Below are 16,918 nucleotides of genomic sequence, written 5' to 3'. Positions count from 1 at the left end.
ACCAGAACGTTTGAAACAAACCATACGCGGCGGTTAGAGCTTTCTCCCTAAGCCCCGCGTGGTTTTCGGCTTAGCCGCGCCGCACCGAATCGTACGGGCGTTCGGCTACTTTGGACCTTCGGGTATATACCAACGCGACTATTGGATACTCCAGCATGGCACGGCTCGCACGTCTCTATGTCCCCGACCAGCCGCAACACGTCATCCTGCGCGGGCTTGATCAGCAGCCCGCATTTGTCGACGAACAGGATTACGAGCTCTTCATCGATTGTCTGAAGGCGGCTTCCCGCGACCATCATCTGTCTATCCACGCGTACGCGTTGATGCCAGGTGCGGTGCAACTGCTTGTCACTCCTACAGAGGAGTCGAGCTTGCCCAAGGCAATGCAAGCGGTTGGTCGCCGCTACGTCGCTCACTTCAACCGGCGCTATTCGCGGCGCGGCACCTTGTGGGAGGGACGCTACCGGGCAACCGTCATCGAAGGCGAGCGTTACTTCCTGCTGGCAAGCCGGGTGGTGGAAATGTGTCCGGTGCGAGGGCAACTCGTTAGTGCACCAGAAGATTACCGGTGGTCGAGCTACCGGCACCATATTGGGCTGACACTCGACAGCCTGATTACGGATCACCCGTTGTACTGGTCGCTCGGCAATACGCCGTTCGAGCGCCAGCGCGCCTACCGCGAACTTTGCGAGCAGCCGCTGGATGAGCGCGAAGCCAGCCAGTTGCAACAGGCCACGCTAAAAGGCTGGGTCCTGGGAAGCGACACGTATCGCGAATGGGCGGCGCGAGCAGCCAACCGCCGGGTGTCGCCGCTGCCGCGCGGGCGACCGCGCAAGGTTCGGGAAACGCCGCAGACCCAATAAGCGTTTCGTTTCAAGGGGCAACACCCGAGACGGCATCTTCGGATGCCGTTTCATTTGCACCGAATTGATGTGGAACCAATAAAAATGCTGTGCGATGCACCAATCTGATAATAGGTGCCACATCATCACATTTTATTTGCTATTCCCTTGATTCGTCGCGTATATTCCGAATTCCGGCTGTTTCGATGCGCGCCGCGTCGAAGCTGCCTGCGCAGTTGCAGCGCGACTGTGGGCAATAAAAAAACGGTTCAACGGCCTTCCTCGGCCCTCTTTCAGACGGTGTCCCCATGAACGATCACCAGCAACCGGTCTCTTCGGTTCCCGCCGCGCAAGGTCTCTATGACCCGCAAAACGAGCACGACGCCTGTGGTGTCGGCTTCGTCGCGCACATCAAAGGCAAGAAAAGCCACGAGATCATCGAGCAGGGTCTGAAGATTCTCGAGAACCTCGATCACCGGGGCGCCGTCGGCGCAGATCCGCTGATGGGCGACGGCGCCGGTATCCTCATCCAGATCCCGGACGGCTTCTATCGCGAGGAAATGGCCAAGCAGGGCGTGACGTTGCCGCCGAACGGCGAATACGGCGTCGGCATGATCTTCCTGCCGAAGGAACACGCCTCGCGTCTCGCCTGCGAACAGGAGCTCGAGCGCACGGTAAAGGCCGAGGGCCAGGTGGTGCTGGGCTGGCGTGATGTGCCGGTCGACCATTCCATGCCGATTTCGCCCACCGTCAAGGCGAGCGAGCCGCTGATCCGTCAGATCTTTATCGGCCGCGGCAAGGACATCATGGTGACCGACGCGCTCGAACGGAAGCTGTACGTCATCCGCAAGACCGCGAGCCACCGCATCCAGGCGCTCAAGCTCAAGCACGGCAAGGAGTACTTCGTGCCGTCCATGTCGGCGCGCACGGTGGTCTACAAGGGCCTGCTGCTGGCCGGCCAGGTGGGCGTGTACTACCGCGACCTGCAGGACGACCGCACCGTGTCGGCGCTGGCGCTGGTGCACCAACGCTTCTCCACGAACACATTCCCGGCATGGGAACTGGCTCACCCGTACCGGATGATTGCCCACAACGGCGAAATCAACACGGTGAAGGGCAACGTCAACTGGCTGAATGCGCGTACGGGCGCAATCGCCTCGCACGTGCTTGGTGACGACCTGCCGAAGCTGTGGCCGCTGATCTACCCGGGCCAATCGGACACCGCCTCGTTCGACAACTGCCTCGAACTGCTGGTGATGGCCGGCTATCCGCTCGTCCACGCGATGATGATGATGATCCCGGAAGCCTGGGAACAGCACACGCTGATGGACGACAATCGCCGCGCGTTCTACGAATACCACGCCGCCATGATGGAGCCGTGGGACGGCCCCGCCGCGATCGCGTTCACCGACGGCCGTCAGATTGGCGCCACGCTCGACCGTAACGGCCTGCGTCCGGCGCGCTACATCGTGACGGACGACGACCTCGTCATCATGGCGTCGGAAGCGGGCACGCTGCCGATTCCCGAATCGAAGATCGTCAAGAAGTGGCGTCTGCAGCCGGGCAAGATGTTCCTGATCGACATGGAACACGGCCGCATCATCGACGACAAGGAACTCAAGGACAACCTCGCCAACGCGAAGCCGTACAAGAGCTGGATCGACGCGGTGCGCATCAAGCTCGACGAAATCGAGCCGAGCGCGGAAGACGTCGTGACGGAGCGTCGCGAGCCCGCAGCCTTGCTGGATCGTCAGCAGGCCTTCGGCTACACCCAGGAAGACCTCAAGTTCCTGATGGCGCCGATGGCGCAAGCCGGCGAAGAGGCCGTCGGTTCGATGGGCAACGACTCGCCGCTGGCGGTCATGTCCAACAAGAACAAGACGCTCTATCACTACTTCAAGCAGCTGTTCGCGCAAGTCACGAACCCGCCGATCGACCCGATCCGTGAAAACATGGTGATGTCGCTGGTGTCGTTCGTCGGTCCGAAGCCGAACCTGTTGGATACGAACAACATCAACCCGCCGATGCGTCTCGAAGTGTCGCAGCCGGTGCTCGACTTCCGTGACATCGCCAAGATCCGCGCGATCGATCAATACACGGGCGGCAAGTTCAGTTCGTATGAGCTGAACATCTGTTATCCGGTGTCCTGGGGCAAGGAAGGCATCGAAGCGCGCCTGGCGTCGCTGTGTGCGGAAGCCGTCGATGCGGTGAAGTCCGGCTACAACATGCTGATCGTGTCGGACCGCAAGACCGATCGCGACAACGTCGCGATCCCGGCGTTGCTCGCCACCGCCGCGATCCACACGCATCTCGTGCAGCACGGTCTGCGCACGAGCGCGGGGCTGGTTGTCGAAACCGGCTCGGCGCGTGAGACGCATCACTTCGCGTTGCTCGCGGGCTACGGCGCGGAAGCCGTACACCCGTACCTCGCGATGGAAACGCTCGCGCAGATGGCGGCCGGCCTGAAGGGCGACCTGTCGGCTGACAAGGCGGTCTACAACTTCACCAAGGCAGTCGGCAAGGGCCTGCAGAAGGTCATGTCGAAGATGGGCATTTCGACGTACATGTCGTACACCGGTGCGCAGATCTTCGAAGCGGTCGGCCTTGCCGAAGACCTGGTGTCGAAGTACTTCAAGGGCACCTCGTCAAAGGTGGGCGGCATTGGCCTGTTTGACGTAGCGGAAGAAGCCATTCGTCTGCATCGCGAAGCATTCGGCGACAACCCCGTGCTGGCCACGATGCTCGACGCAGGCGGCGAGTACGCCTACCGCGTGCGCGGCGAAGAACATATGTGGACGCCGGATGCGATCGCCAAGCTGCAGCACTCGGCGCGCAGCAACTCGTATCAGACGTACAAGGAATACGCGCACCTGATCAACGACCAGACCCGCCGTCACATGACGTTCCGCGGCCTGTTCGAGTTCAAGTTTGATCCGAGCAAGGCGATTCCGCTCGACGAAGTTGAACCGGCGAAGGAAATCGTCAAGCGCTTTGCTACGGGCGCGATGTCGCTCGGCTCGATCTCGACCGAAGCCCACGCTACGTTGGCGGTGGCGATGAACCGCATCGGCGGCAAGTCGAACACCGGTGAGGGCGGCGAGGATGCGAACCGCTATCGCAACGAACTGCGCGGCATTCCGATCAAGAACGGCGACACGATGAAGTCGGTGATCGGCGAAGAAGTCATCGTCGACATTCCGTTGAAGGACGGCGATTCGCTGCGCTCGAAGATCAAACAGGTGGCGTCGGGCCGTTTCGGCGTGACGGCGGAGTATCTGTCGTCGGCCGACCAGATCCAGATCAAGATGGCGCAGGGCGCGAAGCCGGGCGAAGGCGGCCAGTTGCCGGGTCACAAGGTGTCCGATTACATCGGCAAGCTGCGTTACTCGGTGCCGGGCGTTGGCCTGATCTCGCCGCCGCCGCACCATGACATTTACTCGATCGAAGATCTGGCGCAGCTGATCCACGATCTGAAGAACGCGAACTCGGCAGCCAGCATTTCGGTGAAGCTCGTGTCCGAATCGGGCGTCGGTACGGTTGCTGCAGGTGTGGCAAAGGCGAAGGCTGATCACGTCGTGATCGCGGGTCATGATGGCGGCACGGGCGCCTCGCCCCTGTCGTCGCTCAAGCATGCCGGCACGCCGTGGGAGCTCGGTCTCGCTGAAACGCAGCAGACCCTGGTGCTGAATCAGTTGCGTGGCCGTATCCGTGTGCAGGCCGACGGTCAGATGAAGACCGGCCGCGACGTCGTGATCGGCGCGCTGCTCGGCGCGGATGAATTCGGTTTTGCGACGGCGCCGCTCGTGGTCCAGGGCTGCATCATGATGCGCAAGTGCCACCTGAACACCTGCCCGGTTGGTGTTGCGACGCAGGATCCGGTGCTGCGCGCGAAGTTCAAGGGCCAGCCGGAACACGTCGTCAACTTCTTCTTCTTCGTTGCGGAAGAAGCGCGCGAAATCATGGCGCAACTGGGCATCCGCAAGTTCGACGACCTGATCGGCCATGCCGAACTGCTCGATACGAAGAAGGGCATCGAGCACTGGAAGGCGAAGGGTCTGGACTTCTCGCGCGTGTTTTACCAGCCGTCAGTCCCGACGGAAGTGGCACGCAAGCACGTCGATGTGCAGGACCACGGTCTCGACAAGGCGCTCGATCACACGCTGATCGAGAAGGCGAAGGCAGCGATCGAGAAGGGCGAGCATGTCTCGTTCATCCAGCCGGTGCGCAACGTGAATCGCACCGTCGGTGCGATGTTGTCAGGCATGGTCGCCAGGAAGTATGGCCATGACGGTTTGCCCGACGACTCGATTCACATTCAGCTCAAGGGCACGGCTGGCCAGAGCTTCGGCGCGTTCCTCGCCAGGGGCATCACGCTCGATCTGGTCGGCGACGGTAACGACTACGTCGGCAAGGGCCTGTCGGGCGGACGCATCATCATTCGTCCGACTAACGATTTCCGCGGCAAGTCGGAAGAAAACATCATCTGCGGTAACACGGTGATGTACGGCGCGATCGAAGGCGAAGCGTTCTTCCGCGGTGTGGCAGGCGAGCGTTTCTGCGTGCGTAACTCGGGTGCGACGGCGGTTGTCGAAGGCACGGGCGACCATGGTTGCGAATACATGACCGGTGGCACGGTGGTCGTGCTCGGCGAAACCGGCCGTAACTTCGCGGCCGGCATGTCGGGCGGCCTCGCTTATGTGTATGACCCGGACAGCACGTTTGCCGGCAAGTGCAACAAGTCGATGGTCGCGCTCGATCCGGTGCTGCAACAGGCCGAACAGGAACGCACGGTCGACAAGGGCCTGTGGCACGCGAACGAAACCGACGAAGTGCTGCTCAAGGGGCTTATCGAGCGTCACTTCCAGTTCACCGGCTCGCCGCGTGCGAAGGCATTGCTCGAAAACTGGGACGCGTCGCGCCGTCAGTTCGTGAAGGTGTTTCCGACGGAATACAAGCGCGCACTGGGCGAGATGGCTGCGAAGAAGGCAAACAAGGAAGTCCTCGCCGCGTAATTTGCAGCCCAAGACGGTAGATACCCAATAGTTGTGCCCGCCGCCCTCGTGTGCGGCGGGTGCCGATTCCCCCACCTGTACAGATAGATAAGAGAACCACATGGGCAAGGCAACCGGTTTTCTCGAGTTCGAACGTCGCCATGAGACGTACGAAGCTCCGCTCACGCGTGTGAAGCACTACAAGGAATTCGTCGCGGCGCTGTCCGACGACGAAGCGAAAATTCAAGGCGCACGTTGCATGGACTGCGGCATTCCGTTCTGCAACAACGGCTGCCCAGTGAACAACATCATCCCGGACTTCAACGACCTGGTGTTTCATCAGGACTGGAAGAACGCGATCGACGTGCTGCACTCTACCAACAACTTCCCGGAGTTCACGGGCCGCATCTGCCCGGCGCCGTGCGAAGCGGCGTGCACGCTCGGCATCAATGACGATCCGGTCGGCATCAAGTCGATCGAACACGCGATCATCGACAAGGCGTGGGCCGAAGGCTGGGTCGCGCCGTTGCCGTCAAAGCACAAGACAGGCAAGAAGGTCGCCGTGGTCGGATCAGGCCCCGCCGGTCTCGCCGTCGCGCAGCAACTCGCGCGCGCGGGGCACGATGTGACGGTGTTCGAAAAGAACGACCGCATCGGTGGCCTCCTGCGTTACGGCATTCCTGATTTCAAGCTGGAAAAATGGCTGATCGACCGCCGCATGCGTCAGATGGAGGCCGAAGGGGTGACGTTCCGCGCCAACGTGTTCATCGGCAAGGATCCTCTGGCTTCGCATATCAACAATACGGCGAAGGAAACGATCACGCCGGCCGAGCTGAAAGAGCAGTTCGACGCGGTAGTGCTGTCGGGTGGTTCGGAAACGCCGCGCGATCTGCCGGTGCCGGGCCGCGAACTGGAAGGCATCCATTACGCCATGGAGTTCCTGCCGCAGCAGAACAAGGTCAATGCGGGCGACAAGCTCACGAGCCAACTGGTCGCCAAGGGCAAGCACGTGGTGGTGATCGGTGGCGGCGATACAGGGTCCGACTGCGTCGGCACCTCGAACCGTCACGGCGCGAAGGATGTCACGCAGTTCGAACTGCTGCCGCAGCCGCCGGAAGAAGAGAACAAGCCGCTCGTGTGGCCGTACTGGCCGATCAAGCTGCGCACCTCGTCCTCGCACGAGGAAGGTTGCGAGCGCGATTGGGCAGTGGCGACCAAGCGTTTCGAAGGCAAGAACGGCAAGGTTGAAAAGCTGATTGCCGTGCGAGTCGAATGGAAGGACGGCAAGATGCAGGAAGTGCCGGGTTCCGAATTCGAAATGAAGGCCGACCTGGTGCTGCTGGCGATGGGCTTTACGCAGCCAGTCTCGCCGGTGCTGGAAGCATTCGGCGTCGACAAGGATGCGCGCGGCAACGTGCGTTCGTCGACGGAAGGTGACAAGGCGTATTACACGTCGGTGGACAAGGTGTTCACGGCCGGCGATATGCGGCGTGGTCAATCGCTGGTGGTGTGGGCGATCCGCGAAGGCCGTCAATGCGCGCGTTCGGTGGACGCATTCCTGATGGGGCATTCGGAGCTGCCGCGCTAAATCTTCGCCGGTTCCGCGCGACCAGACGTGGAGCCGGCAACGATTTGCAGGAAGAGGTGGAGACGACAAGCTGTGCCCAAAGCCGGGCGCCCGCAAGGACGACCCGGCTTTTCAATTGGGGGATGGAAGCTACCTCCGATACCTGCCCAAAGTGAGCCCTTCAACGTCAATCTCCGGCACACGCAGCGTAACCAGATCCGCAACAACCTTCCCGGATCCCATCGCCATAGCCCAGCCGGTGGACCCGTGGCCGAGATTGATCCAGAGCCCATCAATCCCGGAGGGGCCAAGAAGAGGCGCCCCATCCGGCATCATGGGTCTCCTCCCAACCCAGAAATGCGCGGAGCTGGGTTTGCTTGCGTGAGGAAACCAGTCGTCGAGAACCTTGAGCAAGGTCTGCAACGCCTGCTCCCTAAGAGTCGACCGCCGATCCCCAAGCTCTGCCGTCCCCGCTACCCGCAAATTCCTGCCAAACCGCGTGATAGCAGTTTTAAAAGCTTCGTCCATCAAAGCGCCCCGCGGCGCCTTCTCATCGTCGATAACGGGCAACGTAGCCGAATACCCTTTCACAGGATAAAGCGGCACCTTGACGCCCAGTGGCGCAAGCAACTGCACACTATCCGCGCCTAACGCCACCACAACGGCGTCCGCCCGAAGCACTTCTTCACCAATTTCACTATTGACCCGCACCCCCCGCACCGCACCACCCTGAACATCAAGTCCAGTCACCCGAGTATCGAGCCGGAACCGTACGCCATGGTTCTCGCAGATCGACCGCAACTCCCGCGTAAACCGGGCACAATCGCCAGCCTCGTCATCCGGCAGATAAAGCCCGGACAACGGCGTCTCGCGCGCCCACCGCAATCCTGGCTCGATCTCGACGCATTGCGCCGCACTAATCTCCCGATACGCGATCCCAGCATCACGTAGCACCGCCAGCGCGGGCTGCGCCAACTCGACGTCGTACTCGCTGCGAAATAGCTGCAGATACCCCTGACTGCGCCCGTAATCAAACGGATAGCGTCCACGAAACTCCTGCAGACAGGAGCGGCTGTAATAAGCAATCCTCTGCATGCGCTGCTTGTTCACGCGAAACCGCTCGAGGTCGCACTCACGCAACCAGCGCGCAATCCAACGCCATTGCGCAGGATCGAACGTCGGCCTGAAGATCAGCGGCGAGGTCGGCTTGAACAGGTATTTGAGCATCTTCGCCGGCATCCCCGGCGCCGCCCACGGCGTCACATAACCCGGCGCAATCACGCCGGCATTGCCGAAACTTGTCTCGAGCGCCACATCGGGTTCGCGCTCGATCACCGTGACCTTGCACCCACGGCCTGCGAGATAAAAAGCAGTGGCGACGCCGATCACGCCTCCGCCAAGAACAATCGTTTTCATGTTTGTGGAATGCGCATCAGGATGCCGCGCCCGGATCTGCGGCGGCAGCGGCGAGCGCCTTACCCTTCGTCTCAGGCAGACACAGGGCCGCTGCAATCACGAGCAGATAGCCTGAGCCGGCAACAAGGCCCATCGCATTGACGAGCGTCATCGATTGCGAAAGCATGCCGACGAGAATCGGAAAGAACGAGCCGACGCCGCGTCCAAGGTTGTAGCAAAAGCCCTGACCCGAGCCACGAATCTCATTCGGATACAGCTCGGACAGATACGCGCCCACGCCAGCGAAAATCCCTTGCACCACCACACCGAGTGGAAAGCCGAGCAGCAGCATCGTGCTATTGGTGATGGGCAACATGGTGTAGACCATGCCGAGCACGAACGAGCCGATCGCAAACAGGATGAACGACGCGCGCCGGCCGATCCTGTCGCACAGGATCGCCCCGACGATATACCCGGTGAACGAGCCGACGATCAGCACGATCAGATAGCCGCTGGTATTGAACACGGACAGATGCCGCACGGTCTTCAGATAGGTCGGCAGCCAGGTGGTGATCGCGTAGTAGCCGCCCAGCATGCCGCTGCATAGCGCGCTGCCGAGCAGCGTGGTCTTCAGATGCGGAAAGTAAAAGATCTGCAGGAAGTGAGACGTGTCGACACCGGTGTCGCGGGCACGACGGGTAGCGAGAAAGATCTCCGGGTCGCTCACGTTACGGCGTACATAGACGATCCACAGCGCCGGCAGGATGCCAACCCAGAAGCAGGCGCGCCAGGCCGTTTGCTCGGGTAACACGGCGAACGATACCCAGTAGACGATTGCCGCTGCGGCCCAGCCGAACGACCAGCTGCTCTGCACGGTGCCGACCGCCTTCGCACGATGCTGCGGCGAGCGGATCGTCTCGGCCATCATGACGGTCACCACCGACCATTCCCCGCCGAAGCCGATGCCCTGCAGCGTGCGCGTGGTCAGCAGTTGCCAGAACGAATGGGTGAAACCCGACAGGCAGGTGAAGAGCGCGAATGTGGCGATGGTCCATTGCAGCACACGTACGCGTCCGTAGCGATCGGAGAGAATGCCGGCGAGCCAGCCGCCGATCGCCGAGGAGATGAGCGAGCTGGTCGCGATCATCCCCGCTTCGCTCTTGGTCATACCCCAGGTAACGATCAGCGTCGGGATCAGGAACGAGTAGATCATGAAGTCAAACGCATCGACGGCATAACCGCCGAAGCCCGCGTAGAGCGTGCGGCGCTCGCGCGTCGTCAACTCCGTGAACCACTGAAATGACGCCATCCCGTCTCCTGAGCCCCTGATTCTGTTGCCTGCGGTTCGCGGTTGCACGCTGGTGCGCCCGTATTTTACGGTGCACAAAGGCGTGCGGACCAGTCCGGACAAAAAACCCGCAGGGCGGGCGCAGGCATCTGGGCTGACTTTGTTTCGACTGGTCAGGAGTGAATTTCAGATCCTTACTGGTTCCTACTTTGTAACCCACCGGGTATTTCCCCCCGGTACACTGCGCCCCGGCGCTGTTGGTTTTACGCCGCCCATCCGTCCAACGGCGAAAGCGCCCCTTACCAATACACTCAATGGATTTCACTGCGAAAGTTCGCTTACGTGCGACCGGCCCGAGCAAGCCTCGTCCGCCCCAATGTGTACCGAATGGTGAGTTCTCGACGCGCCGTGGCTTCCTGAAAGGCTCGGCGAGCGTGCTGCTGATGTCAGGATTCGGGAGCGCATTGCTGTCGGCGTGCGGTGGCGGCGGTCTGTCGTCGGATGCGGCGGATGCGCCGCGTCTGGCGTCGGCGGACAACTTTCGCGATGTCGGCGGTGCAGCCGGCGGCTATCAAACGGTGGACGGTCGCCAGGTGCGCCTTGGTGTGTTTTACCGCTCGAACACGTTGACCCTGAGCACGGCGGACAAGGCCGTGATCGACACGCTCAGGATTGCGAACGTCTACGATCTGCGCACGCCCGGCGAGGTTGCCCGGGCTCAGGACGTGATGCCTGCCGGCGCGGCTTATCAGAACATCAATGTGACGGGCGAGGCCGATGCGGTCGTCCCACCGGCAGACCTGTCGGGCGGCGCCATCGCCGTGATGCAGAGCGCAGAGCGTGCGTATGTCACCGGCACGGCTCAGCGGGCCGCGTATGGCGCACTGCTCACGCAACTGGCGAATAATCCGGGCGCACAACTGTTCCATTCCACAGCGGGTAAGGACCGCGCCGGTTGGGTTGCAGCGCTTCTGCTGAGCATTGCGAATGTGCCGCTCGACGTGATCGTGCAGGATTATCTTCTGACGAATACTTACTCGGCCGTCTCGATCAACGCGCAAATCGCTGCGGTTCAGGCGCAAAGCGGCGCGGCGACGGCCGCGCTCGACGCGCCACTGTTCAGCGTGCAGGAGAGCTTTTTACAGGCGGGCTTCGATCAGGTGCAGGCGAGCTACGGCACGATGTCGAACTATCTGACCGTCGGACTCGGACTGTCTCAGGCGACCATCGAGACGTTGCACGACCGGCTGGTCATCTAAACCGAAGGCACAAAAAAAGCGGCCCGCCCGGGCAACAGCTGGGCGGACCGAACAGGGGGCTATCGAGGAAGCCCGCGCTGACTATACGTGCGCGGCTTACCGTCGGGACCACCTGGTAAGTTCGTGTAAGTACGGCCGCCGCAGATGCAGCCGTTATCGCCCCGACCGTGCTAATGACAGCGGTGACATTGGCTTCAGACTTCGCCCTGGCTAATCGGCAACGCGATCCGCACGCACAAGCCGCCCTGCGGATGGTTATAGACATCGCAGCGTCCACCGCGATCGTGTGCGAGCCGCGCGACGATCGCCAGCCCCAGGCCACAGTGTCCTTCGCCTCCGCGCGCGGCATCGAGCCGCACAAATGGCTTCATTGCAGCGGCGATCCGGTCGTCGGGAATCCCCTCCCCGTGATCGCGCACACTCACCACCCAGTGCCCGTTATCGCGTGCCGTCGAAATATCGACAGGGGGCGCGCCGTGTTCGAGTGCGTTGTCGACGAGGTTCGTCACGAGCCGGTCGAGCAGGGTGCGCGGCAGCGTGAACTGCGGGCCGGCGCGCAAGTCGAGATTGAACAGCGGGGCTTCGGCGGGATAGGCGTCGGCGTCTTCCGTTGGATCTCCGTGGCTCGCATGGTCCCCGTGGCCCGTGACGCCGCTCATCTCGGCGGCGCTGGCGGTCTCCGCGATATCCACGCTCGAAAACTGCTCGCGCAGGAAGGCTTCGACTTCGACGGGCTGACCGGCATCCGCAGACTGGCCGGCGAATTCGAGAAACTGCTGGACGATATTGGTCAGCGAGTCGACATCGCGGATCAACCCAGCCCGTTCGCTTTCCGCGACGAGCACGCTCGCCCGCAGCTTGAGCCGCGTTAGCGGCGCCTTCAGGTCGTGCGCGACACCGGCCAGCATCACCGCCTGATCGTCGCCGGCCTCGTTGAGGCGCCGCATCATGTCGTTGAATGAACCGATCAGGTCGCGCAGTTCGCGTGGCCCCTGCACATTCACCGGCTCGGGGCGCCCGCCTGCACCGAACGCACGCGCGGCGAGCGCGACCCGCGATAGCGGCCGCTGCATCTGCCACACGGCGAGCAGCGACAGAATCAGCGCGGCAACCAGCATCGACACCGTTTCGACGATAAAGCGCGGACGCGCCGGAATGTCGACAGGCACGACCACCCACATCGACTTGCCAGGATAGCGAATCCACAGACGCTGTGGCGTCGCATCGTCGACCTCGATCTGCGTGCCGACCGGCAAGCGGGCTCGCAAATGCTGGCTGAGTTCGACGAACTGCCGCGCGGTCGGCGGCTGCAAATGGATCGTGGAAGGCATGTTCCACGTCGGCACCAGATGCACGCGCATCGCCGGTGCGAGATCGGCGCCCTGCACGGGCTCGCCGTTGGCCGCCTGCAGCATCAAGAGAATGCCGCGTGCGAATCCGTCCACCTCGTGGTGAGGCGGCTGCATTACGATCAGTACGAACCAGCTGGCCTGAATTGCCAACAATACCGCCGTCGAGAGCAACGCCATTCTGCCGAATAGCGTGTTCAACGGGTTTTTCATGAAGCCGCCGCACCCTCGATCGAGAAGGGGGTTCCGTCCGCATCCGGCACGAACACATAACCTTTGCCGCGCACCGTCTGGACATAGCACGGGCTCGACGGGTCGTCTTCGATCACGCGGCGCAAGCGCCAGATCGGCACGTCGAGGCTGCGATCGCGAAACGCGAGGTTGTCGCGGTGGACCAGATCGTGGATCAGCACCCGCGAGAGCACCTTGTACGGATTGTTGACGAAGATCTTCAGCAGCGCGAATTCACTGTCGCGCAGCGCGAGCCGTGTGCCCTCGCGCGACAGGGTACGGGTGGCGAAGTCGAGTTCGAACGGCCCGAAGTGATACGGCTTGCGGGCTTCGGGCGCGCTGGTGGTCGAAGGTCCGCGCCGGCGCAACACCGTCTGGATGCGGGCCAGCAGTTCACGCGGATCGAACGGCTTCGTCAGATAGTCGTCCGCACCGAGCGACAGACCCACGATGCGGTCCGCCACGGTGCCGCGCGCTGTGACGAAGATCACCGGAATGTCGTCGCCGGCCGCGCGCAACGCAGTGAGCGCGCGCAGACCGTCGGTGTTCGGCATCATGATGTCGAGCACAACGACCGATGGCCGCTCTCTTTCGAGGCGGCGTTGCAAATGCGTGCCGTCGTGGAGCACGGAAGCGTCGAACCCGTTCGATTGCAGAAAGCGGCAAAGCAGATCGCGTACGACCGGGTCGTCGTCGACGATAAGGACCTGTGGATTCATTTCGAAATTTTAGACCGACGCGTGTGGCAAACGGATCACTGTTTTCTTACCAACACTTACCTGCCGGCGCGCGGCGCTAGAGAAGTCCTTCCGGCCCTCTTGGAAAGCCTTGTCCAGCAAGGCAAGACGGTCGAAATACAGCGCTGGCACCGGCAATATTAATTGCGGATCGAGGGACGCATCAAGCCGGTTTTGCTTACCGTATTTCCTGAGTGGAAAGAATTGGCGCGCATTCGGAACCCCTCGTAAGAACCGTGGAAAAGCGCGCGTTCCTTCGTGCATCGTGAGTTCCTTCGCAGCGTGATGATTCGCTCTGTAGTCCATCGCCGCCGTGCTTCGTTGGCCTGAAGGTCAGTTCTCCCCTCAGTGTCCCCGATGTGCGGTAACCGAATCCGCACCCAAGTGATACGCGAGGTACATCATGACCGTCCAGAACAATCTCCGCCCCACCACCTTTCCGCCCGTGCAGCGCGAGCGGCCGACGCCGACCTCGGAGGGCGCGGCCAAACCCGAAGGGCTGCCGGCCGAACCCACGTCGCCGGCTCTGCCGGGCGGCCTGATCGGCAACAACGTCAACACGACAGCCTGACCCGACGAGGCTCACCGTGCCGACTCTCACTGTTTTCAAGCGGTGTGTGCGTGCCGCAAGCTGGCTGGCGCTGGGTGCGATGCTGCTGCCGCTCGACGGTTGTGGTGTCGCTGCGCTGCCGTGCCGCCTGACGGCCGCAACGCTGGATATCCTGCCGGCGGTGGGGCATGCCGCGGCCGAGCCGTTCAACGCATGCGCAGCGGCGATTGACTGAGCCATGAGCGCCCGACTGTCTACCCGTCAATGGCTCGGTACGCTGGCGCCGTTGGCGGTTTCGATGCTGCTGGGCCAGGCGGCGCCTGCTGCGCATGCGGATCCCGCGGCGCGCGGTGTGGCTGCGTCGACGGCAGCGGTAGCGACAGCGTCAACTTCAGCCTCCGCGTCGAGGCACAGCGGCGGGGACGAGCGCAAGCGTTCCATGGATGCGCCGTTCGCGTTTCGCGGCATTCCGCTTGGCATCACGCTCGACGAATTCCGCGCGGGTTCGACCGTGCGCGCGACACCCGTCGGCAGCGTGCCCGTTTGCGAGACAGACATGCTGGCCGAAGCGCTCGGCATGAGTCTGAAGACGAGCGAGAGCCTCACGGTGGCGTGTCGCTGGGCGCACCGGACGGCCGACCACTGGCAGGTCTCGCAGGCCGTGGTGGATGGCGCGCTGGCTCAGGATCATGTGCTGCGGTTCGCGCGTGTCAACGGCCAGACAGCGCTGCGTCTGTACGAGATTTCGTTCGTCGTCGACGAGGTCACGGCCAGCGATCTGCGTGAGGCGCTGGCGAGCCGCTACGGAGCGCCGCAGCTCGTCACGAAGAACACGTCGGCAGCCGGCGGTGCGGTTCCTGTGTACCTATGGGAAAACGCCGTGAGCTCGATCACCTTGTGCTTTTTGCCGTCCACGCACAACGGCACGCTCACCTATCTGCTGAAAGATCCCGATGCGTGGGTGAAGTCGCTCGTACGCCAATGGCAGGCGAGCAGTCCCGAAGCGGGTTGAGGCGCGGCATGCGTGTCGAGACCGAGTTGATTCATTTTTCTCCGGTGGAGGAACCTCTATGACCACCCTACGCCTCATCGCCGCGCTGACCGCAGCGCTGGGTATGGCCGCCTGTGCGAGCCACCAGGATTCGATCGTCGACACGCCGATGTTGCCGCCGCTCGTCAGCGCGCCGCTCAACATCAACACGCAAGGCGCGATTTATCAGGCTGGCTCGTCGCTCTTGCTCTACGAAACGCCGCGTGCGCAGCATGTGGGCGATGTGCTGACGATTCGTCTGTCCGAGTCTTATAACGGCAACAGCAGCGCCAATACAACGGCCAGCCGAACCAGCGACATTACTGCGACTGCCGCCGATCAATCGACCAGCGCGGCTGCACGGCTCGCGCGCCTGTTCAATATCGGCTCGGCGTCGACGGACTTCAAGGGAGCCGGCGCCATGACCGACACTAATGGGATGACCGGTACGCTGGCTGTGACGGTGATCGCAACGATGCCGACCGGCAATCTGATGGTGTCCGGCGAGAAGCTGATTGCGATGAACGGCAATCACGACCGCCTGAGGCTGTCCGGTATCGTCAATCCGAAGGACATCGAAGCCGGCAATTATGTGTCGTCAGGCAAGGTGGCGAATGCGAAGATCGAACAGGCAGGCCAGGGCATTGTGAGCGATTCGACGACCGTGGGCTGGCTGCAGCGGATGTTCCTGAGCGTGCTGACGTTCTGAGTCATTTCGTGAGACCGTTTGGCGATTTGCGCCAAACGGTCCAGGCGCGCCGCAGGCGTGAGCCCATGTAGCGCTTCTTTGGGACTTGCCTGACGCAGTGTTACGCGTCGACGAACGGCTGCGCGGCCCGCTCGGCCGCGCCGATTTCTCCATCCGGCACGAACACGTAGCCGCGACCCCACACCGTCTGCACATAGCGCGGCTCGGACGGATCGACTTCGATCAGACGTCGCAGCCGCCAGATCGAGACATCGAGGCTGCGGTTACGGTGCGCCTCGGTGTTGCCATGCAGCTTTTCCAGCAATTGCGCACGGGTGAGCACCGTCATCGCATGGGTGACGAACACCTTGAGCATCGCAAATTCGCTCGAGCGCAGCGGAATGCGTTCGCCGTCGCGGCGTAACTCGCGCGCTGGAAAATTCACCTCGAAACGGCCAAAGCGATACGGCGCGCGGTTTTCCGGTGCGCCGGGCGCGATCGTGCCGCGGCGGCGTAACACAGTACGGATACGCGCGACCAGCTCGCTCGGCTCGAACGGCTTGCCGAGATAATCGTCCGCGCCGAGCTCGAGTCCGATCACCCGGTCGATCACGTCGGCGCGCGCGGTCAGCAGGATCACAGGAATATCGTCGCCGGCCAGGCGCAAGGCGCGTAGCGCGCTAATACCGTCCATCTCCGGCATCATGATGTCGAGCACGACCAGCGCGGGCCGCTCGTTCTCGAGCGCGCGTTGCAAGGCGATGCCATGCTCGAGCACGGTTACCGAGAAGCCGCGCCCTTGCAGATATTCGCGCACGATGTCGCGCACGACGGGGTCGTCGTCAACGACCAGAATGGATTGGTTCATTCGGCAATCTTAAGAGATACGCCGGAGGGCTGATAGCGCGCAATGCTTTCAAAACCTTTCCCGGGTAATTGGAAGCAATCGTCTGCGTGATTTTGCGGGTGCGGCGTGCGTCTTGCGGGTTTT

14 protein-coding genes are annotated in these 16,918 nt (G+C 62.3%); 8 read left to right on the top strand and 6 right to left on the bottom strand.

All coding sequences use genetic code 11. The features are described from left to right. The first annotated feature begins 155 nt into the window (after positions 1–155). The 3 genes from P3T20_RS35555 to P3T20_RS35545 all read left to right on the top strand — a co-directional run bounded on the left by P3T20_RS35555 (position 156) and on the right by P3T20_RS35545 (position 7,421). Positions 156–863 carry a transposase gene (locus P3T20_RS35555; RefSeq protein ID WP_074262671.1) on the top strand — a complete coding sequence of 236 codons (708 nt, stop codon included), beginning with the start codon at positions 156–158 and terminating at the stop codon, positions 861–863. A gap of 287 nt (positions 864–1,150) precedes the next feature. Further along, the gene (locus tag P3T20_RS35550; protein ID WP_429289374.1) at positions 1,151–5,854 is read left to right on the top strand and encodes a glutamate synthase-related protein; all 4,704 of its coding nucleotides are present in this window, start codon (positions 1,151–1,153) and stop codon (positions 5,852–5,854) included. A gap of 100 nt (positions 5,855–5,954) precedes the next feature. Then, positions 5,955–7,421: a glutamate synthase subunit beta gene (locus tag P3T20_RS35545; RefSeq protein ID WP_074262669.1), complete on the top strand. Its 1,467-nt coding sequence runs from the start codon at positions 5,955–5,957 to the stop codon at positions 7,419–7,421. Between the two features lie 129 nt (positions 7,422–7,550). Here the strand turns inward: P3T20_RS35545 and P3T20_RS35540 are convergent, their stop codons facing one another. Together P3T20_RS35540 and P3T20_RS35535 are read right to left on the bottom strand one after the other, a co-directional pair. Then, positions 7,551–8,816 (bottom strand): D-amino acid dehydrogenase, encoded by a 1,266-nt coding sequence (locus P3T20_RS35540; RefSeq protein WP_429289389.1) that lies wholly within the window; start codon positions 8,814–8,816, stop codon positions 7,551–7,553. A 16-nt stretch (positions 8,817–8,832) separates the two neighbouring features. Next, complete coding sequence (locus tag P3T20_RS35535) at positions 8,833–10,104, bottom strand: MFS transporter (RefSeq protein WP_074262667.1); 1,272 nt, start codon at positions 10,102–10,104, stop codon at positions 8,833–8,835. A 293-nt stretch (positions 10,105–10,397) separates the two neighbouring features. On the opposite strand from P3T20_RS35535, the gene P3T20_RS35530 reads away from it, so the two are divergent. Further along, a complete protein-coding gene (locus P3T20_RS35530; RefSeq protein WP_429289373.1) occupies positions 10,398–11,342 on the top strand; it encodes a tyrosine-protein phosphatase in 945 nt (314 codons plus the stop codon). Positions 11,343–11,536: 194 nt separating this feature from the next. Here the strand turns inward: P3T20_RS35530 and P3T20_RS35525 are convergent, their stop codons facing one another. The 3 genes from P3T20_RS35525 to P3T20_RS35515 are packed head-to-tail and all read right to left on the bottom strand — an operon-like array spanning position 11,537 to position 13,923. Next, a complete protein-coding gene (locus P3T20_RS35525) occupies positions 11,537–12,904 on the bottom strand; it encodes an ATP-binding protein (protein ID WP_074262665.1) in 1,368 nt (455 codons plus the stop codon). Continuing rightward, entirely contained in the window at positions 12,901–13,641 is a 741-nt protein-coding gene (locus tag P3T20_RS35520; RefSeq protein ID WP_074262664.1) for a response regulator, read from the bottom strand. Before P3T20_RS35520 ends, P3T20_RS35525 begins: the two co-directional genes overlap by 4 nt. 9 nt (positions 13,642–13,650) lie before the next feature. Beyond that, positions 13,651–13,923, bottom strand: coding sequence for a hypothetical protein (locus tag P3T20_RS35515; RefSeq protein WP_429289372.1), 273 nt, complete (start codon positions 13,921–13,923; stop codon positions 13,651–13,653). A 139-nt stretch (positions 13,924–14,062) separates the two neighbouring features. On the opposite strand from P3T20_RS35515, the gene P3T20_RS35510 reads away from it, so the two are divergent. From P3T20_RS35510 to P3T20_RS35495, 4 genes are read left to right on the top strand one after another with little or no spacing between them, the layout of a single operon-like run. Further along, positions 14,063–14,230: a hypothetical protein gene (locus P3T20_RS35510; protein ID WP_167379359.1), complete on the top strand. Its 168-nt coding sequence runs from the start codon at positions 14,063–14,065 to the stop codon at positions 14,228–14,230. 16 nt (positions 14,231–14,246) lie between these two features. Continuing rightward, positions 14,247–14,444, top strand: a complete 198-nt coding sequence (locus tag P3T20_RS35505; protein ID WP_074262662.1) for a DUF6726 family protein — start codon at positions 14,247–14,249, stop codon at positions 14,442–14,444. Between the two features lie 3 nt (positions 14,445–14,447). Further along, the gene (locus P3T20_RS35500) at positions 14,448–15,221 is read left to right on the top strand and encodes a hypothetical protein (protein WP_429289371.1); all 774 of its coding nucleotides are present in this window, start codon (positions 14,448–14,450) and stop codon (positions 15,219–15,221) included. 58 nt (positions 15,222–15,279) lie between these two features. Further along, positions 15,280–15,948 (top strand): flagellar basal body L-ring protein FlgH, encoded by a 669-nt coding sequence (locus P3T20_RS35495; protein ID WP_074262660.1) that lies wholly within the window; start codon positions 15,280–15,282, stop codon positions 15,946–15,948. A 100-nt stretch (positions 15,949–16,048) separates the two neighbouring features. Here P3T20_RS35495 and P3T20_RS35490 read toward each other — a convergent pair whose 3' ends face one another. Continuing rightward, positions 16,049–16,795, bottom strand: a complete 747-nt coding sequence (locus tag P3T20_RS35490) for a response regulator (protein WP_074262659.1) — start codon at positions 16,793–16,795, stop codon at positions 16,049–16,051. Positions 16,796–16,918: the final 123 nt, after the last annotated feature.

Source organism: Paraburkholderia sp. GAS206C, from assembly GCF_050435645.1.
Taxonomy (GTDB): Bacteria; Pseudomonadota; Gammaproteobacteria; order Burkholderiales; family Burkholderiaceae; genus Paraburkholderia; species Paraburkholderia phenazinium_B.
The sequence above is the reverse complement of the archived record's forward strand: the minus strand, read 5'-3'. Positions and strand labels throughout refer to the sequence as shown.

Excerpts from the sequence above, each read along its gene's own strand:
- P3T20_RS35500 (WP_429289371.1), top strand. The coding sequence starts at position 14,448 with ATGAGCGCCCGACTGTCTACCCGTCAATGGCTCGGTACGCTGGCGCCG.
- P3T20_RS35530 (WP_429289373.1), top strand. The coding sequence starts at position 10,398 with ATGGATTTCACTGCGAAAGTTCGCTTACGTGCGACCGGCCCGAGCAAG.
- P3T20_RS35540 (WP_429289389.1), bottom strand. The coding sequence starts at position 8,816 with ATGAAAACGATTGTTCTTGGCGGAGGCGTGATCGGCGTCGCCACTGCT.
- P3T20_RS35525 (WP_074262665.1), bottom strand. The coding sequence starts at position 12,904 with ATGAAAAACCCGTTGAACACGCTATTCGGCAGAATGGCGTTGCTCTCG.
- P3T20_RS35510 (WP_167379359.1), top strand. The coding sequence starts at position 14,063 with ATGACCGTCCAGAACAATCTCCGCCCCACCACCTTTCCGCCCGTGCAG.
- P3T20_RS35515 (WP_429289372.1), bottom strand. The coding sequence starts at position 13,923 with ATGCACGAAGGAACGCGCGCTTTTCCACGGTTCTTACGAGGGGTTCCG.
- P3T20_RS35545 (WP_074262669.1), top strand. The coding sequence starts at position 5,955 with ATGGGCAAGGCAACCGGTTTTCTCGAGTTCGAACGTCGCCATGAGACG.
- P3T20_RS35550 (WP_429289374.1), top strand. The coding sequence starts at position 1,151 with ATGAACGATCACCAGCAACCGGTCTCTTCGGTTCCCGCCGCGCAAGGT.
- P3T20_RS35495 (WP_074262660.1), top strand. The coding sequence starts at position 15,280 with ATGACCACCCTACGCCTCATCGCCGCGCTGACCGCAGCGCTGGGTATG.
- P3T20_RS35535 (WP_074262667.1), bottom strand. The coding sequence starts at position 10,104 with ATGGCGTCATTTCAGTGGTTCACGGAGTTGACGACGCGCGAGCGCCGC.
- P3T20_RS35555 (WP_074262671.1), top strand. The coding sequence starts at position 156 with ATGGCACGGCTCGCACGTCTCTATGTCCCCGACCAGCCGCAACACGTC.
- P3T20_RS35520 (WP_074262664.1), bottom strand. The coding sequence starts at position 13,641 with ATGAATCCACAGGTCCTTATCGTCGACGACGACCCGGTCGTACGCGAT.
- P3T20_RS35490 (WP_074262659.1), bottom strand. The coding sequence starts at position 16,795 with ATGAACCAATCCATTCTGGTCGTTGACGACGACCCCGTCGTGCGCGAC.